Source organism: Xanthobacter autotrophicus (assembly GCF_029991245.1).
GTDB classification, from domain to species: Bacteria; Pseudomonadota; Alphaproteobacteria; order Rhizobiales; family Xanthobacteraceae; genus Xanthobacter; species Xanthobacter autotrophicus_C.
In genome coordinates this window covers 1-15,117 of the sequence record NZ_JAIVFO010000113.1, presented here as the reverse complement: position 1 = coordinate 15,117, position 15,117 = coordinate 1, and the positions used below count along the sequence as shown (strand labels likewise).

Annotated in this window: 12 protein-coding genes; 8 read left to right on the top strand and 4 right to left on the bottom strand. The window is 69.6% G+C overall.

Annotated elements, in window-relative coordinates:
• Positions 1–1,308, top strand: a 1,308-nt coding sequence (gene hemN, locus K9U41_RS16980; protein WP_282642062.1) for an oxygen-independent coproporphyrinogen III oxidase, incomplete at its 5' end; no start/stop codon positions are given.
• A 128-nt stretch (positions 1,309–1,436) separates the two neighbouring features.
• Here hemN and K9U41_RS16975 read toward each other — a convergent pair.
• Entirely contained in the window at positions 1,437–2,099 is a 663-nt protein-coding gene (locus tag K9U41_RS16975; protein WP_282642061.1) for a helix-turn-helix domain-containing protein, read from the bottom strand.
• Positions 2,100–2,330: 231 nt separating this feature from the next.
• Between K9U41_RS16975 and K9U41_RS16970 the strand changes: the two genes are divergently transcribed.
• From K9U41_RS16970 to K9U41_RS16950, 5 genes are all read left to right on the top strand, one after another.
• Positions 2,331–3,836: a sensor histidine kinase gene (locus K9U41_RS16970; RefSeq protein WP_282642060.1), complete on the top strand. Its 1,506-nt coding sequence runs from the start codon at positions 2,331–2,333 to the stop codon at positions 3,834–3,836.
• Entirely contained in the window at positions 3,829–4,476 is a 648-nt protein-coding gene (fixJ, locus tag K9U41_RS16965) for a response regulator FixJ (protein ID WP_282642059.1), read from the top strand. The genes K9U41_RS16970 and fixJ overlap by 8 nt, the downstream gene beginning before the upstream one ends.
• A 146-nt stretch (positions 4,477–4,622) precedes the next feature.
• Positions 4,623–5,012, top strand: a complete 390-nt coding sequence (locus K9U41_RS16960) for a response regulator transcription factor (protein ID WP_282642058.1) — start codon at positions 4,623–4,625, stop codon at positions 5,010–5,012.
• Positions 5,013–5,236: 224 nt separating this feature from the next.
• The gene (locus K9U41_RS16955; protein WP_282642057.1) at positions 5,237–7,939 is read left to right on the top strand and encodes a bifunctional acetate--CoA ligase family protein/GNAT family N-acetyltransferase; all 2,703 of its coding nucleotides are present in this window, start codon (positions 5,237–5,239) and stop codon (positions 7,937–7,939) included.
• 284 nt (positions 7,940–8,223) lie between these two features.
• Positions 8,224–9,555 carry a putative bifunctional diguanylate cyclase/phosphodiesterase gene (locus K9U41_RS16950; RefSeq protein ID WP_282642056.1) on the top strand — a complete coding sequence of 444 codons (1,332 nt, stop codon included), beginning with the start codon at positions 8,224–8,226 and terminating at the stop codon, positions 9,553–9,555.
• A 66-nt stretch (positions 9,556–9,621) separates the two neighbouring features.
• Here K9U41_RS16950 and lysA read toward each other — a convergent pair whose 3' ends face one another.
• The 3 genes from lysA to argH form a co-directional block, all read right to left on the bottom strand.
• Positions 9,622–10,890: a diaminopimelate decarboxylase gene (lysA, locus tag K9U41_RS16945; RefSeq protein WP_282642055.1), complete on the bottom strand. Its 1,269-nt coding sequence runs from the start codon at positions 10,888–10,890 to the stop codon at positions 9,622–9,624.
• A 93-nt stretch (positions 10,891–10,983) separates the two neighbouring features.
• The gene (gene lptM / locus K9U41_RS16940) at positions 10,984–11,340 is read right to left on the bottom strand and encodes an LPS translocon maturation chaperone LptM (protein ID WP_282642054.1); all 357 of its coding nucleotides are present in this window, start codon (positions 11,338–11,340) and stop codon (positions 10,984–10,986) included.
• A gap of 140 nt (positions 11,341–11,480) precedes the next feature.
• Entirely contained in the window at positions 11,481–12,869 is a 1,389-nt protein-coding gene (gene argH / locus K9U41_RS16935; RefSeq protein ID WP_282642053.1) for an argininosuccinate lyase, read from the bottom strand.
• Positions 12,870–12,885: 16 nt separating this feature from the next.
• Between argH and tlpA the strand changes: the two genes are divergently transcribed.
• A complete protein-coding gene (gene tlpA / locus K9U41_RS16930) occupies positions 12,886–13,683 on the top strand; it encodes a thiol:disulfide interchange protein TlpA (protein WP_349237855.1) in 798 nt (265 codons plus the stop codon).
• Between the two features lie 274 nt (positions 13,684–13,957).
• On the top strand, positions 13,958–15,117 hold a 1,160-nt coding region (gene wecB, locus K9U41_RS16925), incomplete at its 3' end, for a non-hydrolyzing UDP-N-acetylglucosamine 2-epimerase (protein WP_282642052.1).

Sequence of the window (15,117 nt, the reverse complement as noted above, 5' to 3'; positions counted from 1 at the left end):
ACCGCGCCCCATTTCTCCCCCGCCGTCGATGCCGCCACCTATGCCGGCTGGCTCGCCGCCGTGCCGGGGGATGCCCGCGTGTCGGCCTATGTGCACGTGCCGTTCTGCGCCGAGCTGTGCCTGTATTGCGGGTGCCAGACGGCGGTGGCCCGCAGCCGCACGCCGGTGAAGGCCTATGCCGAGCGCCTGGTGGAGGAGATCGGCCTCGTCGCCCGCCACCTGCCGGGCCGCCTGAAGCTGTCGCACCTGCATTTCGGCGGCGGCACCCCCACCATGCTGGCGGACGAGGATTTCGCCGCCATCCTCGGCGCGCTGCGACAAACCTTCGATTTTGCCCCGGACGCCGAGATCGCCATCGAGATCGACCCGCGGGTGATGGACGCCGGCAAGGTGGCGACGCTGGCCCGCGAGGGCTTCAACCGCGCCAGCCTCGGCGTGCAGGATTTCGATCCCGCCGTGCAGCAGGCCATCGGCCGCCACCAGTCGTGCGCGGAGACGCAGGCGGTGGCGGATGCCCTGCGCGCCGCCGGCATCACCGCCCTCAACCTCGACCTCATGTACGGCCTGCCGCACCAGGACGAGGCCTCGGTCCGTCGCACGGTGGAGGCGGCCCTCGGCCTCTACCCGGACCGCATCGCCGTGTTCGGCTATGCCCATGTGCCGTGGATGAAGAAGCACCAGGCGCTGATCCCGGAAGATGCGCTGCCCGGTGCCGGCGAGCGGCTGGCGCAGGCGGAACTGGTGGCGGACGTGCTCGCCGCCCATGGCTATGTGCCGGTGGGGCTCGACCATTTCGCTCGCGCCAGCGACGCCATGGCGGAGCGGGCGGCGGCGGGGACGCTGAAGCGCAACTTCCAGGGCTACACCACGGACGACGCCCCGGTGCTCATCGGCTTCGGCGCATCGGCCATCGGCGCGCTGCCGCAGGGCTATGTGCAGAACCTGCCCGCCACGCCGGCGTGGCACAAGGCGGTGGAGGCCGGCACCCTGCCCATCGCGCGCGGCATCGCGTTGACCGACGAGGACCGGCTGCGCCGCCACGTCATCGAGCGGCTCATGTGCGACCTGTCGGTGGATCTGGATGACGCCTGCATGCAGCACGGCTTTCCGCGCGGCTTCTTCGCCGACGAGATCCACGCCCTGGAGCCTTTGATCGCCGATGGCCTCGCCTGGCGCCATGGCGCGGTGGTGGAGGTGCCGGAGGCCGCACGCCCCTTCACCCGCGTGGTCTGCGCCGTGTTCGACACGCGCCTAGTGGCAAGCCGCGCCGCGGCCCCCGAGCAGAAGCGCCACGCCGCGGCGGTCTGAAGGTGCGACCATGAGCGGGCCGCGCGGCGGCTCGCTCGACTTCACCCCAAAAAGAAAACGGCACGTGCCCGAAAGCACGTGCCGAAGGAGGTGCGCCGCTTGGAGTGCGGCACGCCGGGGGAAACCGATCAGGAATTCAGGCGCCGCAGCGCCGCTCCGTCGCGCAGCACCACGCGGCGGGACGAGGGGAGGGCGATGGCCGAAATCTCTTCGAGATGGGTCAGGGTCCGCGACACCGTCTCGATGGTGAGGCCGAGGAAGTCGGCGATGTCCTGCCGCGACATGGGCAGCGTCACCTCGATGCCGTTGGTGCCCTGGCCGGAGCCGGCACGCGCCGCCATGTCGAGCAGGAAGGTGGCGACCCGCTCCTGGGCGGTCTTGCGCCCGAGCACCAGCAGGTGGGACTGCGCCCGGCCCAACTCGGAGGCGGTGAGCGCCCAGAGGGCGTGGGCCAGCTCGGCATCGTCGGCGGCGCGGGAGAACAGGATGGTCCGCTTGATGCGCACCACCTTGCATTCGCTCACGGCCTCGGCGGAGAAGCGGTGCCGGGGCTCCATCTCCCAGCCGAACACGTCGCCGGCGAGGCAGAAGGTCTCGATCTGGCGGCGGCCGTCGCCGAGCAGCTTGCAGATGCGCACGGCACCCGACAGAACGATGTAGAGATGGTCGGCGGCCTGATCTTCACCGAAGATCTCGGCGTTGCGGGCATAAGAAGCCACGATGCCGAGGCGGGCCACCACATCGATGGGGGAGCGGGTCTCGGCCTCGTCGCCCCAGCGCGGAGCGGTCATGGGATGAGCGTAAGCCTTCTGGGCGATCGCTGCAGCGGGGCTCGGCATCGGTTTACCCTTCCATCACGTTGCAGAAAGGGATAACCGGCATTGACGCATCGCAAAATTCGGATCGAACACTTAAGTCGGTGCCCTTAAGTAGTTTTACGGAGGCCGGAATCGGCTGAAGGGGCGGTGTCGCAAGGACGTTTTGGCAGGGACGATGTGGCAAGGGACGGCGTGGCAGGCGGGATGGACAGCGTGGTGAGCGATACGGCCGCAAGGCGCCCGCCGGGGCGTGCGCCATGGCCCGATGCCCTGGTCGGCGGCGCGGTGGCGCTTCTCGTGCTCGGGCTCGGCGTCGTGGTGGGTTTCCCGCCGTTCCGGGCGGAGGGGCTGATGCTCCAGCTCGCCGGCGTCATGCTGGTGAGCGGGCGGGGGCTGGTCGCCGGCGGCAGCGCTTTGGCGGTGGCCATCGCGGGCGGGGGAACCCTCGCCCTCGCCACCGGCGCGCGGAGTCTCGGCGGCGCCTTCGATCCGGCGACGCTGGCCCTGTTCATCGCCGTGGGGCTCGGCATCGCCGTGCTCGGCGAGCGGCTGCGCCGCACAAGGCTGGATGCCGCCGCCCGCAACCGCGACCTGCTCGCCCGCGAGGCCCACCTCTCGTCGATCCTCGACACCGTGCCGGACGCCATGGTGGTGATCGACGAGCGCGGCATCATGCGCTCCTTCTCCAGCGCGGCCGAGCGCCTGTTCGGCTACATGGCGGCCGAGGCGGTGGGGCAGAACGTCTCGATCCTCATGCCCACGCCCCACCGGGAGGCCCACGACGGCTATCTGGTGCGCTATCTCACCACCGGGGAGCGGCGCATCATCGGCGTCGGCCGGGTGGTGGTGGGTGAGCGCAAGGACGGCTCCACCTTCCCCATGGAACTGGCGGTGGGCGAGATGCGCTCCACCTCCGAGCGCTTCTTCACCGGCTTCATCCGCGACCTGACCGAACGGCAGGAGACCGAGGCGCGCCTGCAGGAGCTGCAGGCCGAGCTGGTCCACATCTCCCGCCTCACCGCCATGGGCGAGATGGCCTCCACCCTCGCCCATGAGCTGAACCAGCCGCTCTCGGCCATCGCCAATTACATCAAGGGCTCGCGCCGCCTGCTCGACGCCGGCACCTTCAAGGTGGAGATGCTGCAGGGCGCGCTGGAGAAGGCCGGGGAGCAGGCCCTGCGCGCCGGGCAGATCATCCGGCGGCTGCGGGACTTCGTCTCCCGGGGGGAGAGCGAGCGGCGGGTGGAGAGCCTGTCCAAGCTGGTGGAGGAAGCCAGCGCCCTCGCCCTCGTCGGCGCCAAGGAGCATGGTATCCAGGTGCGTTTCCACTATGATCCCAGGTGCGACCTCGTGCTTGCCGACAAGGTGCAGGTCCAGCAGGTATTGCTGAACTTGATGCGCAACGCCCTGGAGGCAATGATGGAGGCGCCGCGGCGCCAGCTTCTGGTGAAGACCGAGGCGGCGGAGGACGACATGGTGATGATCAGCGTCTCGGATACCGGCCACGGCATATCGGCCGAATTCGCGCCGCAATTGTTCACGCCCTTCGTCACCACCAAGCAGCACGGCATGGGGGTGGGGCTGTCCATCTCCCGCACCATCATCGAAGGCCATGGCGGCCGCATCTGGGCCGAGCCCAATCCGCAGGGCGGCGCGGTGTTCCGCTTCACCTTGCGCGCCGTGGGCGAGGAGGCGGCGCTTCATGACTGACCCACGGATGGCCGCGGTGATCCACGTCATCGATGACGACGAGGCGGTGCGCGAGTCGCTGGCTTTCCTGCTCGCCACCGCCGGCCACGCCGTGCACACCCATGCCTCGGCCCGGCATTTCCTGGACGCGGGCATGCCGGCGGCCGACCCGTCCATGAGCTGCATCATCACCGATGTGCGCATGCCGGACATGACCGGCATCGACCTGCTCCAGCATCTGCAGGAGAAGGGCTCCACCGTGCCGGTGATCGTGGTCACCGGCCATGGCGACGTGCCGCTGGCGGTGGAGGCCATGAAGCTCGGCGCCGCCGATTTCCTGGAGAAGCCGTTCGACGACGTGGCCATCCTCGACACGGTGAAGTCCGCGCTGGCGCGGCGGGAGAAGGCCTACCAGCACGACGCCCTGCGCGATCAGGTGGCGGAGCGCATCGCCGCTTTGTCCCAGCGCGAGCGCCAGGTGCTGGAATGCCTGGTGGCCGGCCAGGCCAACAAGACCATTGCCTACGAACTGGGCATCAGCCCACGCACGGTGGAGGTCTACCGCGCCAACGTGATGACCAAGATGAAGGCGCAGAGCCTGTCCGAGCTGGTGCGCATGGCGCTTCTGGCCGGCATCTCGCCCAAGGCGGCGTTGGGATAGGAGTACCTGCGCGCCGCCGCTTGATCTAGCGCAACGCCAGCGGCCTCCTCCCAAAGTAGGCTGGAAACCAACTGACCATGTGCGCCCATCGGCCGCGTGGACCGACGAGGTGGACCCACGAGCCGGTCGTGGGGAGGGTCTGGAAAATGATCGTGTCCAACGAGACGCCCGGCTTCGTCGTCCATGTGGTGGATGACGATCCCGCGGTCTGCAACTCGCTGAAGTTCGCGCTTGAAGTGGATGGCTTCAGCGTGCGGACCTATGCGCGCTCGGAAGATGTGCTCGCCGCCGAGTTTTCCCGCGGCGGATGCATGATCGTGGACTACAACCTACCCGGCCTCAACGGTCTCGACCTGCTGCGCGAGCTGGACCGGCGCGACGTGCACCTGCCCGCCTTCCTCATCACCAGCAATCCCGCCCTGCACGTGCGCCACCGCGCCACCGCGCAGGGCGTCGCCATCATCGAGAAACCCCTCCTCGGCAACCAGCTCAGCGAGGCCGTGCGCGACAGTTTCGCGCGCTCGGGCCTGTGCTGACCTTTGCTCGCCCCCGTTCCCGTCTGCCTTATCCCCGGAGCCGGATCCGATCCGGTTGAGCTGACCTGATCGGTGAATCCGGCTCCAAACTCAGATAAGAGGCGTTTTGCCGATCATGTTGCATTGCAGTATGATCGGAGCGTGCTCTTACGGTGTTCCCGCGCGTTACCAGGCGCGGTCGGCGGCACCCTGAGGGCCGCCGGGCACCAGCAGCGAGGCCGTTCATGACCACGCGCAATCTCGACGCCTTGTTCCACCCCCGCTCCATCGTCCTCGTGGGCGCCAGCAACAAACCGGGCAGCATCGGCGCGGTGATCGCGCGCAACCTGTTCGAGGCGGGCTTCGAGGGGCCGATTCTCACCGTCAATCCCAGGGAGCGCGCCATCCGCTCCTCGCTCAACTACGCCTCGGTGGCAGAGCTGCCCATTGCGGTGGACCTCGCCGTGGTGGCTGCCCCGCCGGACAGCGTGCCCGCCACCATCACCCAGCTGGGCGAGAAGGGGTGCCGGGCCGCCGTGGTCCTGCGCGCCGGCTACGGCCCGGGCGAGCAGATCGAGACCCCCGAGCAGCGCCAGGCGATGCTGGACGCGGCGCGGCCCTATCTGCTGCGCGTGCTGGGGCCGAACGGGCTCGGCTTCATCTCCACCCGGCCGCACATCAATGCGAGCATTGCCCACCTGATGCCGGCCAAGGGCGATGTGGCCTTCGTCAGCCAGTCCGGGGCGATGACCTCAGCGGTGCTGGACTGGGCCCACACCCGCGGCTTCGGCTTCTCCCACGTCGTCTCGCTGGGCGAGAGCGCGGACGTGGATTTCGGCGACATGCTCGACTATCTCGCCCTCGACAACACCACCCGCGCCATCCTGCTCTATGTCGAGCACGTGAAGGATGCGCGCAAGTTCATGTCGGCCGGGCGCATCGCCGCCCGCTCCAAGCCGGTCATCGTCATCAAGGCCGGGCGCGGCGCGGCCGGCGCCCGGGCGGCGCAGTCCCATACCGGGGTGCTCGCCGGCAGCGACCTCGTCTATGACGCGGCCTTCCGCCGCGCCGGCATGCTCCGCGTGCACGAGCTGCGCGAGCTGTTCGAGGCGGTGTCCACCCTCGCGGCCGGCATCAAGCTCACCGGCGACCGGCTCGCCATTCTCACCAATGGCGGCGGCGCGGGCGTGGTGGCGGTGGATGCGGTGGAAGGCATTTCCGGCCGCCTCGGCATCCTGAAGCCGGAGACGGTGGAGGCGCTCGACAAGATCATTCCCGTTCCGTGGGCGCAGGCCAATCCGGTGGACATCGTGGATGATGCCGACGGCGCCCGCTATGGCGCCGCCCTGAAGGCGCTGCTGGCCGACAAGGGGTCGGATGCGGTGCTGGTGCTCAATTGCCCCTCGTCGGTGGCCGACAGCAGCCAGGCCGCCGACGCGGTGATCACGGCGCTGGAGACGCGGATGCGCGCGCCCGTGCTCACCTGCTGGCTCGGCGAGACTGCCGCGGCCGGCGTGCGCCGGCGCTTCGCCGCGCGCCGGATTCCCACCTACGAGACCCCGGACGAGGCGGTGCGCGCCTTCGGTCATCTGGTCTCCTACCAGCGCAACCAGACCCAGCTCATGGAAACGCCGCCGGCGCGCACCTTCGAGGACCCCGACCGGGTCAAGGCGCGCGCGCTGGTGGAGAAGGTGCTGGGCGAAGGCCGCAGCGCCCTCTCCGAAGTGGAGGCGAAGGCGGTGCTCTCCGCCTACGACATCCCGGTGGTGGAGACGCGGGTGGCCGCGACCCCCGAGGATGCCGGCCGCTGCGCCGCCGAGATCGGCTGGCCGGTGGTGGTGAAGGTGCTGTCGCACGACCTCACCCACAAGTCGGACGTGGGCGGGGTGCGGCTCGACCTGCGCAGCGCCGCGGCGGTGGAGGACGCCTGCCGCGCCATCATCGCCTCGGTGGCCGAGAAGCGGCCGGAGGCGCACATCGCCGGCTTCACGGTGCAGGCCATGGTGCGCCGCCCCAACGCCCAGGAGCTGATCGCCGGCATCGCCTATGACAAGATCTTCGGGCCGGTGGTGCTGTTCGGCCAGGGCGGCACGGCGGTGGAGGTGATCGGCGACCGGGCCGTGGCCCTGCCGCCGCTCAATGGCGTCCTCGCCCGCGAGATGATCGAGCGCACCCGGGTCGCCAAGCTGCTCGCCGGCTACCGCGACCATCCGCCGGCGGACATGACCGCCGTGGCCGGGACCCTGGTGAAGCTCGCCGAGCTGCTCGCCGACCTGCCGCAGATCGCCGAGCTGGACATCAACCCGCTGCTCGCCGACGAGAACGGCGTCATCGCCCTCGATGCCCGCATCGTGGTGCACGAGACGCGGGTGGAGGGCACCGGACGCTTCGCCATCAAGCCCTATCCCTCCAGCGAGGTCTCCGAACTGGCGCTGACCGACGGATCCAAGGTGGCGCTCCGGCCGATCCGGCCCGAGGACGAGCCGTCCCTGGTGGATCTCGTCCACCGGTCCGACCCGCAGGACGTGCGCATGCGCTTTCTGGGCTCGGTGAAGGATTTCCCCCACCTGATGGCGGCCCGCCTCTCCCAGATCGACTACGACCGGGAAATGGCGTTCGTGGCCATCGAGCCGAACGGGGATACCTGCGGCGTCGTGCGCATCATCTCCGATCCCGACAATGAGGCGGCCGAATACGCCATCATGGTGCGCTCGGACATGAAGGGCAAAGGCCTCGGCTTTCAGTTGATGACCGAGATCCTCGCCCATGCGCGCAAGCGCGGCCTGAACATCGTGTTCGGCGACGTGCTCCGCGAGAACGGACCCATGTTGCACCTGGCCGAGGACCTGGGGTTCAAGGTTACCGCCGGAAGCGACGATCCCACCGTGATGCGGGTGGTTCTCGACCTGCGCGCCCAGGCCGCGGCCGGTGCGGGCGCGGCTGTCTAGGGCGAGCGCCGATCAGACTGCAGTGTGTCCCAAGGTTCCGGCGCTGGCGAAGAGCGCGACCTTGAAGGGGCAGGGCTTGCTTGACGGGGCGGGGCTTGGCGGCGATATCGCTCTTGCCACCCGGCCGGGCGGGGATCACCATGCCTGGCGCAGATGGTAGCGGCCCCGATCCGACAGCCGGGGCCGGGCGGGGGGACAGGTGGATGCGCCGACCGTCGAAGGGCCGGCCCCTCGGGGGCGTCCCGTCGTTGTCGGTCATCGCAATGATCGGCATTGGGTGAATTGTGAGCGACGCCGACGACGAAGCGTGTGGACCCTGGAAATCGGAATATCTTGCCCTGCATGACCCGGTGACCAGCCTGCCCAATCGCCTCTTGATGACCGAGTTCCTCGCCGGCGCGCTCAGCTCGCCGCAGGACGCACGGCGCGTGCTTGCCGTTTTTTGCCTCGACCTCGACAATTTCCCCCATTTCAACACGTTGTTCGGCCCCACGGCGGGTGAACTGATCCTCGCCGAGACCGCGCGGCGCATCCGCCGCTGCGTCCGGGACCACGACCTCGTGGCGCGGGTGGACGCCGAGACGTTCGTCGTGGTCGCGACCGGCGTGGGGGATGCGAAGGCGGTGGACGGCCTCGCCCGGCGGCTCCAGTCCGCGCTGACCGCGCCCATCGGCCTGCCGTCCGGCGCGGCGGCCTATCCGCAAGCCAACATGGGCATTGCCCTCGCCCCGCTCGATGGGGAGGACGCGGAGGGCCTCGTGCGCTGCGCCGAGCTGGCGCTGGAGCAGGCCAAGGCCCAGGGTCCGGGCACCTGTTCCTATTTCGCCGACGACATGAACGACGAGATGAGCGGCCGGCGGACGCTGGAAAGCGACCTCAGGCGGGCCATCGTGTCCGACGAGTTCGTGCTGCTGTTCCAGCCGCGCTGCGACGCGCAGACCCTCAAGTTGCTCGGGGTCGAGGCCCTCATCCGCTGGGACCATCCCCAACTGGGGTTGCTTGCCCCCGACGCATTCGTCCCCCTCGCGGAAAAGAGTGGCCTCGTCATTCCCATCGGCGAATGGGTGCTGCGCAAGGCGTGCGACACCATCTCCCGCCTGCCGGAGCTGAATGTCTCCGTCAACGTGTCGGTGGTGCAGTTCCGCAATGACGCGCTGGTCGACACGGTGAATGCGGTGCTCAAGGCCACCCGTGTGGCACCCCAGCGGCTCGAACTCGAGATCACCGAGAGCGTGCTGATCGAGAACGCCGAGAAGGCCCTCGAGGTGCTGGCGGGCCTGAAGAAGCTGGGCGTGCGCCTGTCCATGGACGATTTTGGCACCGGCTATTCGTCGCTGGGCTACCTGCGGACCTTTCCGTTCGACGCGCTGAAGATCGACCGGCGCTTCGTCGGCGACCTCGATGCGTCCAAGGACGCGCTGGCCATCGTCCAGGCGATCCTGGGTCTTGGCCGCGCCCTCGGATTGCAGGTGGTGGCGGAGGGGGTGGAGACCGAGAGCCAGCTCGCCATTCTCAGGGCCGACACCTGCGACGAGGTGCAGGGCTTCTACCTCGGCAGGCCCATGACGGAAGAGGCGCTGCTCGCCTATATCGCTGACCGCCGGCTGGCGAGCTGAGCGCCGGCCCGGTCTTTCCTGCACGTCACGGCGGCCCCGGGCGGGCCGAAATCACGTCAACCAGAATCACGTCAGCCAGGGGGCGGGACGGTCCAGGGCGATGAGGTCCGCCACCTCCAGGCGCGGCCGCACCACGGCCGCCGCCGCGCCGCGCACCAATACTTCCGGCACCAGCGGACGGGTGTTGTAGGTGCCTGCCTGCACCGCGCCGTAGGCTCCGGCGGTCATCACCGCGAGAAGGTCGCCGGCCTTCAGGTGCGGCAGCGGGCGGTCGAGGGCGAGGAAATCGCCGGTCTCGCACACCGGGCCCACCACGTCGGCCACCACCAGCGGCGCGTCGGCGGCGGGCTCGATGACGGGAATGATGTCGTGATGCGCTTCGTAGAGGGTGGGGCGGATGAGGTCGTTCATGGCGGCGTCCACCACCACGAAGGTCTTGCCCTCACCTTCCTTAACGTAAATCACCTTGGTGACGAGGATGCCGGCATTGGCCACCAGCATGCGGCCCATCTCGAACACCAAAGGCAGCTTCAGGTCGCCGAGGGCGCGGCCGACCACCTCGGCATAGGCGCTGGGCGGCGGAGGTACCGGATCGGAGGCCGCATAGGGCACGCCGAGCCCGCCGCCGAGATCCATGTGGTGGAGCCTGTGGCCGGCGCCCATCAGGTCGCGCGCCAGTTCCGCCAGCAGCGTCACCGCATTGTCGAAGGGCGCCATGTCGGTGATCTGGCTGCCGATGTGCATGTCCACGCCGGTGATGGCGAGGCCCGGCAGGCGGGCGGCATAGTCGTAGACCTCGCGCGCCCGCGAGATGGGAATACCGAACTTGGTGGCGGACTTGCCGGTGGAGATCTTCTTGTGGGTCTTCGCGTCCACGTCCGGATTGACGCGGATGGAGACCGGGGCGCTCACCCCCATGGCGGTCGCCACCTCGGAGAGGGCGGCAAGCTCGGGCTCGCTCTCCACGTTGAAGCACAGGATGCCGCCATCCAGCGCCGCCGCCATTTCCTCGCGGGTCTTGCCGACGCCGGAGAAGACGATGCGCTCGGCGGGCACGCCGGCGGCGCGGGCGCGGGCCAGCTCGCCGGCGGAGACGATGTCCGCACCCGCGCCCAGCCGGGCGAGGGTGGCGATGACCGACTGGTTGGAATTGGCCTTCAGGGCGTAGCACAGCAGCACGTCGCGGCCGCTGAACGCCTCCATGAACACCTGGTAGTGGCGTTCCAGCGTGGCGCTGGAATAGCAGTAGAAGGGGGTGCGCACCTCGCCGGCGAGGGGGGTGATGTCCACGTCCTCGGCGAAGAGACGGCCGGTGCGGTAGTCGAAATGGTGCATGGAGAAGGGGCGGTCCGTGCGCGCTGTCGTTCGGGCCGGGACGGTCGGGACCCGTCCGCCGGGCGCGAAGGCTTTACCTGTGCGAGCCCGCCCTCAGAGCAGGCCGTCGAGGATGAAGGGCTGGTCGGGCTTCTTGACGTCCTTCAGCAGCGGCGATTCCCCGGTGGTGGCGCCGGGGGCCGCGGTCTTTTTCTGCCACTCCGCGTGGGGCGTGGCGCTCTCCAGGATCTCGCCGTCCGAGGTCGGGGCGACATAGGGGCCGTCGGCGGCCGCACCCGGCTTGGCGCCGGGCCTGGCCGCGGCCGTCTGCTGGACCGCCGGCCTTGCGGCCGGGGGGGTGCTCGACGGCGTGGCATGGGCGCCGGGCGGCGGCTCAAGCGGTCCCTTCACGCCACACGCCGCGAGGGCGAGGGTGCCGCAGAGGGCGAGGGGGACGAGAAGGGGGCGCATGGCGGATTGGGCCGTTCCGGAAAAGGTGGCCGCCACTATAGCCCGCGCCGCGCCAAAGGCGAGCCCCCGCCTCCCGCGCTGCAGGATGGGGGATCGCACGGGGGGCGACCCGGAGCGGGGTACGGGGCCAGAGCGGCGCGTCACGCCGGGGCCCCGAGCTTCTTCAGCCAGCGCTTGGCCTGTGCCCGCACCCTTGTGGGCGCGGTGCCGCCATAGCTCACCCGGCTGCGCACCGAGCGCACCACGGACAGCACCGAGAACACATCCTGGGTGATCCGCGGGTCCTCCCCCTGCATGTCCGCAAGGGACAGCTTGTGCAGCGCAATGCCGCGGTCGGAGGCGAGCCCCACGATGCGCCCGGTGATGTGGTGGGCCTCCCGGAACGGGATGTTGAGGGCGCGCACCAGCCAGTCGGCAAGGTCGGTGGCGGTGGAATAGCCCTGGCCCGCCGCTCTCTCCATGCGCTTCTCGTCCGGGACGATGTCGCGCACCATGCCGGCGGAGGCCGCCACCACCAGGGACAGCGCCGAGAAGGCGTCGAAGGCGCCTTCCTTGTCCTCCTGCATGTCCTTGGCATAGGCCAAGGGCAGGCCCTTCATCACCACCAGGATGCCGGTGAGCGCGCCGATGATGCGCCCGGCCTTGGCCCGCACCAGCTCGGCGGCGTCCGGATTGCGCTTCTGCGGCATGATGGAGGAGCCGGTGGTGAACTTGTCCGAGAGCTTCACCAAAGCGAAGGACGGCGAGGTCCAGATCACCACCTCCTCGGCGAAGCGCGAGAGATGCACCGCGCAGATGGAGGCGGCGGCGAGCGTCTCCATCACGAAGTCGCGGTCGGAGACGGCGTCCAGAGAATTGGCGGTGGGCCGGTCGAAGCCCAGCGCCCGCGCGGTGGCCTCCCGGTCGATGGGGAAGGAGGTGCCGGCCAGCGCCGCCGAGCCCAGCGGGCATTCGTTCAGGCGCTTGCGGGCATCGGCGAGGCGGCCGCGATCACGCGCCACCATCTCCACATAGGCCATCAGATGGTGGCCGAAGGTCACCGGCTGGGCGGTCTGCAGATGGGTGAAGCCGGGCATGACGGTGGCGGCATGGGCCAGCGCCTTCTCGGCGAGCGCCCGCTGCAGGTCGGCGAGCTGGGCGTCGAGGGCGTCCAATGTGTCGCGCACATAGAGGCGGAAGTCGGTGGCCACCTGGTCGTTGCGCGAGCGGGCGGTGTGGAGGCGGCCGGCGGAGGCCCCGATCAGCTCGGCGAGGCGGCTCTCCACGTTCATGTGGATGTCCTCCAGCTCGCGCCGGAAGGTGAAGTTGCCGGCCTCGATCTCTGACAGGATCGTGTCTAGACCCTCCGCGATCTTGTCGGCATCTTGCGCCGCCACGATGCCCTGGGCCGCGAGCATCTTCGCATGGGCCTTGGATCCGGCGATGTCCTGCGCATAAAGACGCTGGTCGAAGCCGATGGAGGCGTTGATCTCCTCCATGATGGCGTCGGGGGCGGAGGTGAAGCGCCCGCCCCACATCTTGTTGCTCATGACGGATCCCCTCGTGATGACCGAAGCCGACCAGCCCCGCGCGACCGAAACCGACGAGACGGCGACCGGGCCGGACGCGACGCCTCCCAAGGGGGCGCGGGGCTCCGGCGTGCGGACCGTCGCGATCGTCGCGCTGGCGACGCTGGCGGGCGCCGTTGCCGGCGCGCTCGCCCTATACGGGATGAACCGCCTCCCCGGCAATGCGCAGGCGCCTCAGGTCACCTCCGCGCCGGCCGCGGAGCCGGCTTCGTTCAAGGCGGCCGACCCGGCCTGCCAGGGCACGGTGGAGCGCGCCCGCGCGCTGGCGCCGCTGGCCAAGGGCGGCGTCGCCGCCTTCGCCCCGGCCACCGAGCCCCGCCGCCTGCCGCCGCTCGCCTTCACCGACGGCAACGGCAAGGGGGTGACGCTGGCTGACTTCAAGGGCCGGGTGGTGCTGCTCAATCTCTGGGCGACTTGGTGCGTGCCCTGCCGCAAGGAAATGCCGGACCTCGACCGGCTCCAGGCCACGCTCGGGGGACCGGACTTCGAGGTGGTCGCGGTCAATCTCGATACCCGCGATCCCGAGAAGCCCCGCACCTTCCTTAATGAGATCGGGGTGAAGCGCCTCGCCTTCTATGCTGATCCGGCGACGAAGACATTCCAGGCCCTGCGCGGTGTCGGCCGGGGTTTCGGCCTGCCCACCACGCTCATCGTGGACCGGGACGGCTGCGAGATGGGCTTCCTCGCAGGACCCGCCGAATGGGGCGGCGCCGAGGCCGAGGCCCTGGTGCGCGCCGCGCTCGCGCCCGGCGAGGTCCCGGTGCCGGTGCGCTGACGACAGGTGCATGGGCACCACGCCGGGGGAAAATTCGCATTTTGCGAAAAAATGATTTTGGGCTTAAGTGTCGCTCAACCTTCCGTGTTCACAGTGCGTGACCTGGAAGGCGGGGTCGCTTTGCGGTCTCCGCATGCCTGTGAAGCTGCCCGTGCCGCGCCCGAAGACGCCCAGCCAACGGTAAATTGCGTTTCCCGATGCGCCGGTGCTAGAAACTTGACCTTGACAATAATGGTTCGTGCATCTTCCAAAATCGAATCGCCGGGGACGCGCCTTGAAAGTTCTGTCGATCTTCGGCACGCGCCCGGAGGCCATCAAGATGGCGCCGCTGGTTCGCACCCTTGCGGGGGCGCCTGAGGTCGCGTCCATGGTCTGCGTCACCGGCCAGCACCGCGAGATGCTGGACGGCGTGCTGCGCCTGTTCGACATCCGCCCCGATTTCGATCTCGGCCTCATGGCGCACGACCAGGGGCTCAGCGGCCTTGCCGCCGGGGCGCTCACCGGCCTCGATGCGGTGCTGGCGCAGGTTCAGCCCGACCGCGTGCTGGTGCACGGCGACACCACCACCGCCATGGCGGCGGCGCTGGCCGCCTTCCATCGCCGCATTCCGGTGGGCCATGTGGAAGCGGGCCTGCGCACCTATGATCTCGCCCAGCCCTTCCCGGAAGAGATGAACCGCCGGGTGGTGGATCTGGTCAGCGACCTCCTGTTCGCGCCCACCGCCGGCGCCGGGGCGAACCTGGCCGCCGAGCGCCTCGCCGGCCGGGTGGTGGTCACCGGCAACACCGTGATCGATGCCCTCCAGGCGACCCAGGCGCGGATCGATGGCGATGCGGACCTTGCCGCCGCCCTCGACCGGGCGCTGCCGGCGCTCGATCCCCACAAGCGCATCCTGCTCGTCACCGGCCATCGCCGTGAGAATTTCGGCGACGGCTTCCGCTCCATCTGCGCGGCGCTCGCCGAAATCGCCCGTCGGTCCGACGTGGAGATCGTCTATCCGGTGCACCTCAACCCCAATGTGCGCGGGCCTGTCACCCAGGAGCTGGCCGGACGGGCCAACATCCATCTGGTGCCGCCCCTCGATTATCTGCCGTTCCAGCGGCTGCTGCAGCGCGCCCACCTGGTGCTCACCGATTCCGGTGGCGTGCAGGAGGAGGCCCCGGCGCTGGGCAAGCCGGTGCTGGTCATGCGCGAGGTGACCGAGCGGCCGGAGGCGGTGGAGGCGGGCACGGTGGAGCTGGTCGGCACCTCCCGCGCCGCCATCGTCGCCGCCGTCACGCGGCTCTTCGACGATCCCGACGCCCATGCCGCCTACAGCGGCCGCTTCAATCCCTATGGCGACGGGCAGGCCTGTCGCCGCATCCTCGACTGCCTCTGCGGACGGCCGGTGGAGGAATTCGCGCCGCTGTCCCACGCCCCCGCCTTGCCCTCCCC

Excerpts from the sequence above, each read along its gene's own strand:
- tlpA (WP_349237855.1), top strand. The coding sequence starts at position 12,886 with ATGACCGAAGCCGACCAGCCCCGCGCGACCGAAACCGACGAGACGGCG.
- fixJ (WP_282642059.1), top strand. The coding sequence starts at position 3,829 with ATGACTGACCCACGGATGGCCGCGGTGATCCACGTCATCGATGACGAC.
- K9U41_RS16970 (WP_282642060.1), top strand. The coding sequence starts at position 2,331 with ATGGACAGCGTGGTGAGCGATACGGCCGCAAGGCGCCCGCCGGGGCGT.
- lptM (WP_282642054.1), bottom strand. The coding sequence starts at position 11,340 with ATGCGCCCCCTTCTCGTCCCCCTCGCCCTCTGCGGCACCCTCGCCCTC.
- lysA (WP_282642055.1), bottom strand. The coding sequence starts at position 10,890 with ATGCACCATTTCGACTACCGCACCGGCCGTCTCTTCGCCGAGGACGTG.
- K9U41_RS16955 (WP_282642057.1), top strand. The coding sequence starts at position 5,237 with ATGACCACGCGCAATCTCGACGCCTTGTTCCACCCCCGCTCCATCGTC.
- K9U41_RS16960 (WP_282642058.1), top strand. The coding sequence starts at position 4,623 with ATGATCGTGTCCAACGAGACGCCCGGCTTCGTCGTCCATGTGGTGGAT.
- argH (WP_282642053.1), bottom strand. The coding sequence starts at position 12,869 with ATGAGCAACAAGATGTGGGGCGGGCGCTTCACCTCCGCCCCCGACGCC.
- K9U41_RS16975 (WP_282642061.1), bottom strand. The coding sequence starts at position 2,099 with ATGACCGCTCCGCGCTGGGGCGACGAGGCCGAGACCCGCTCCCCCATC.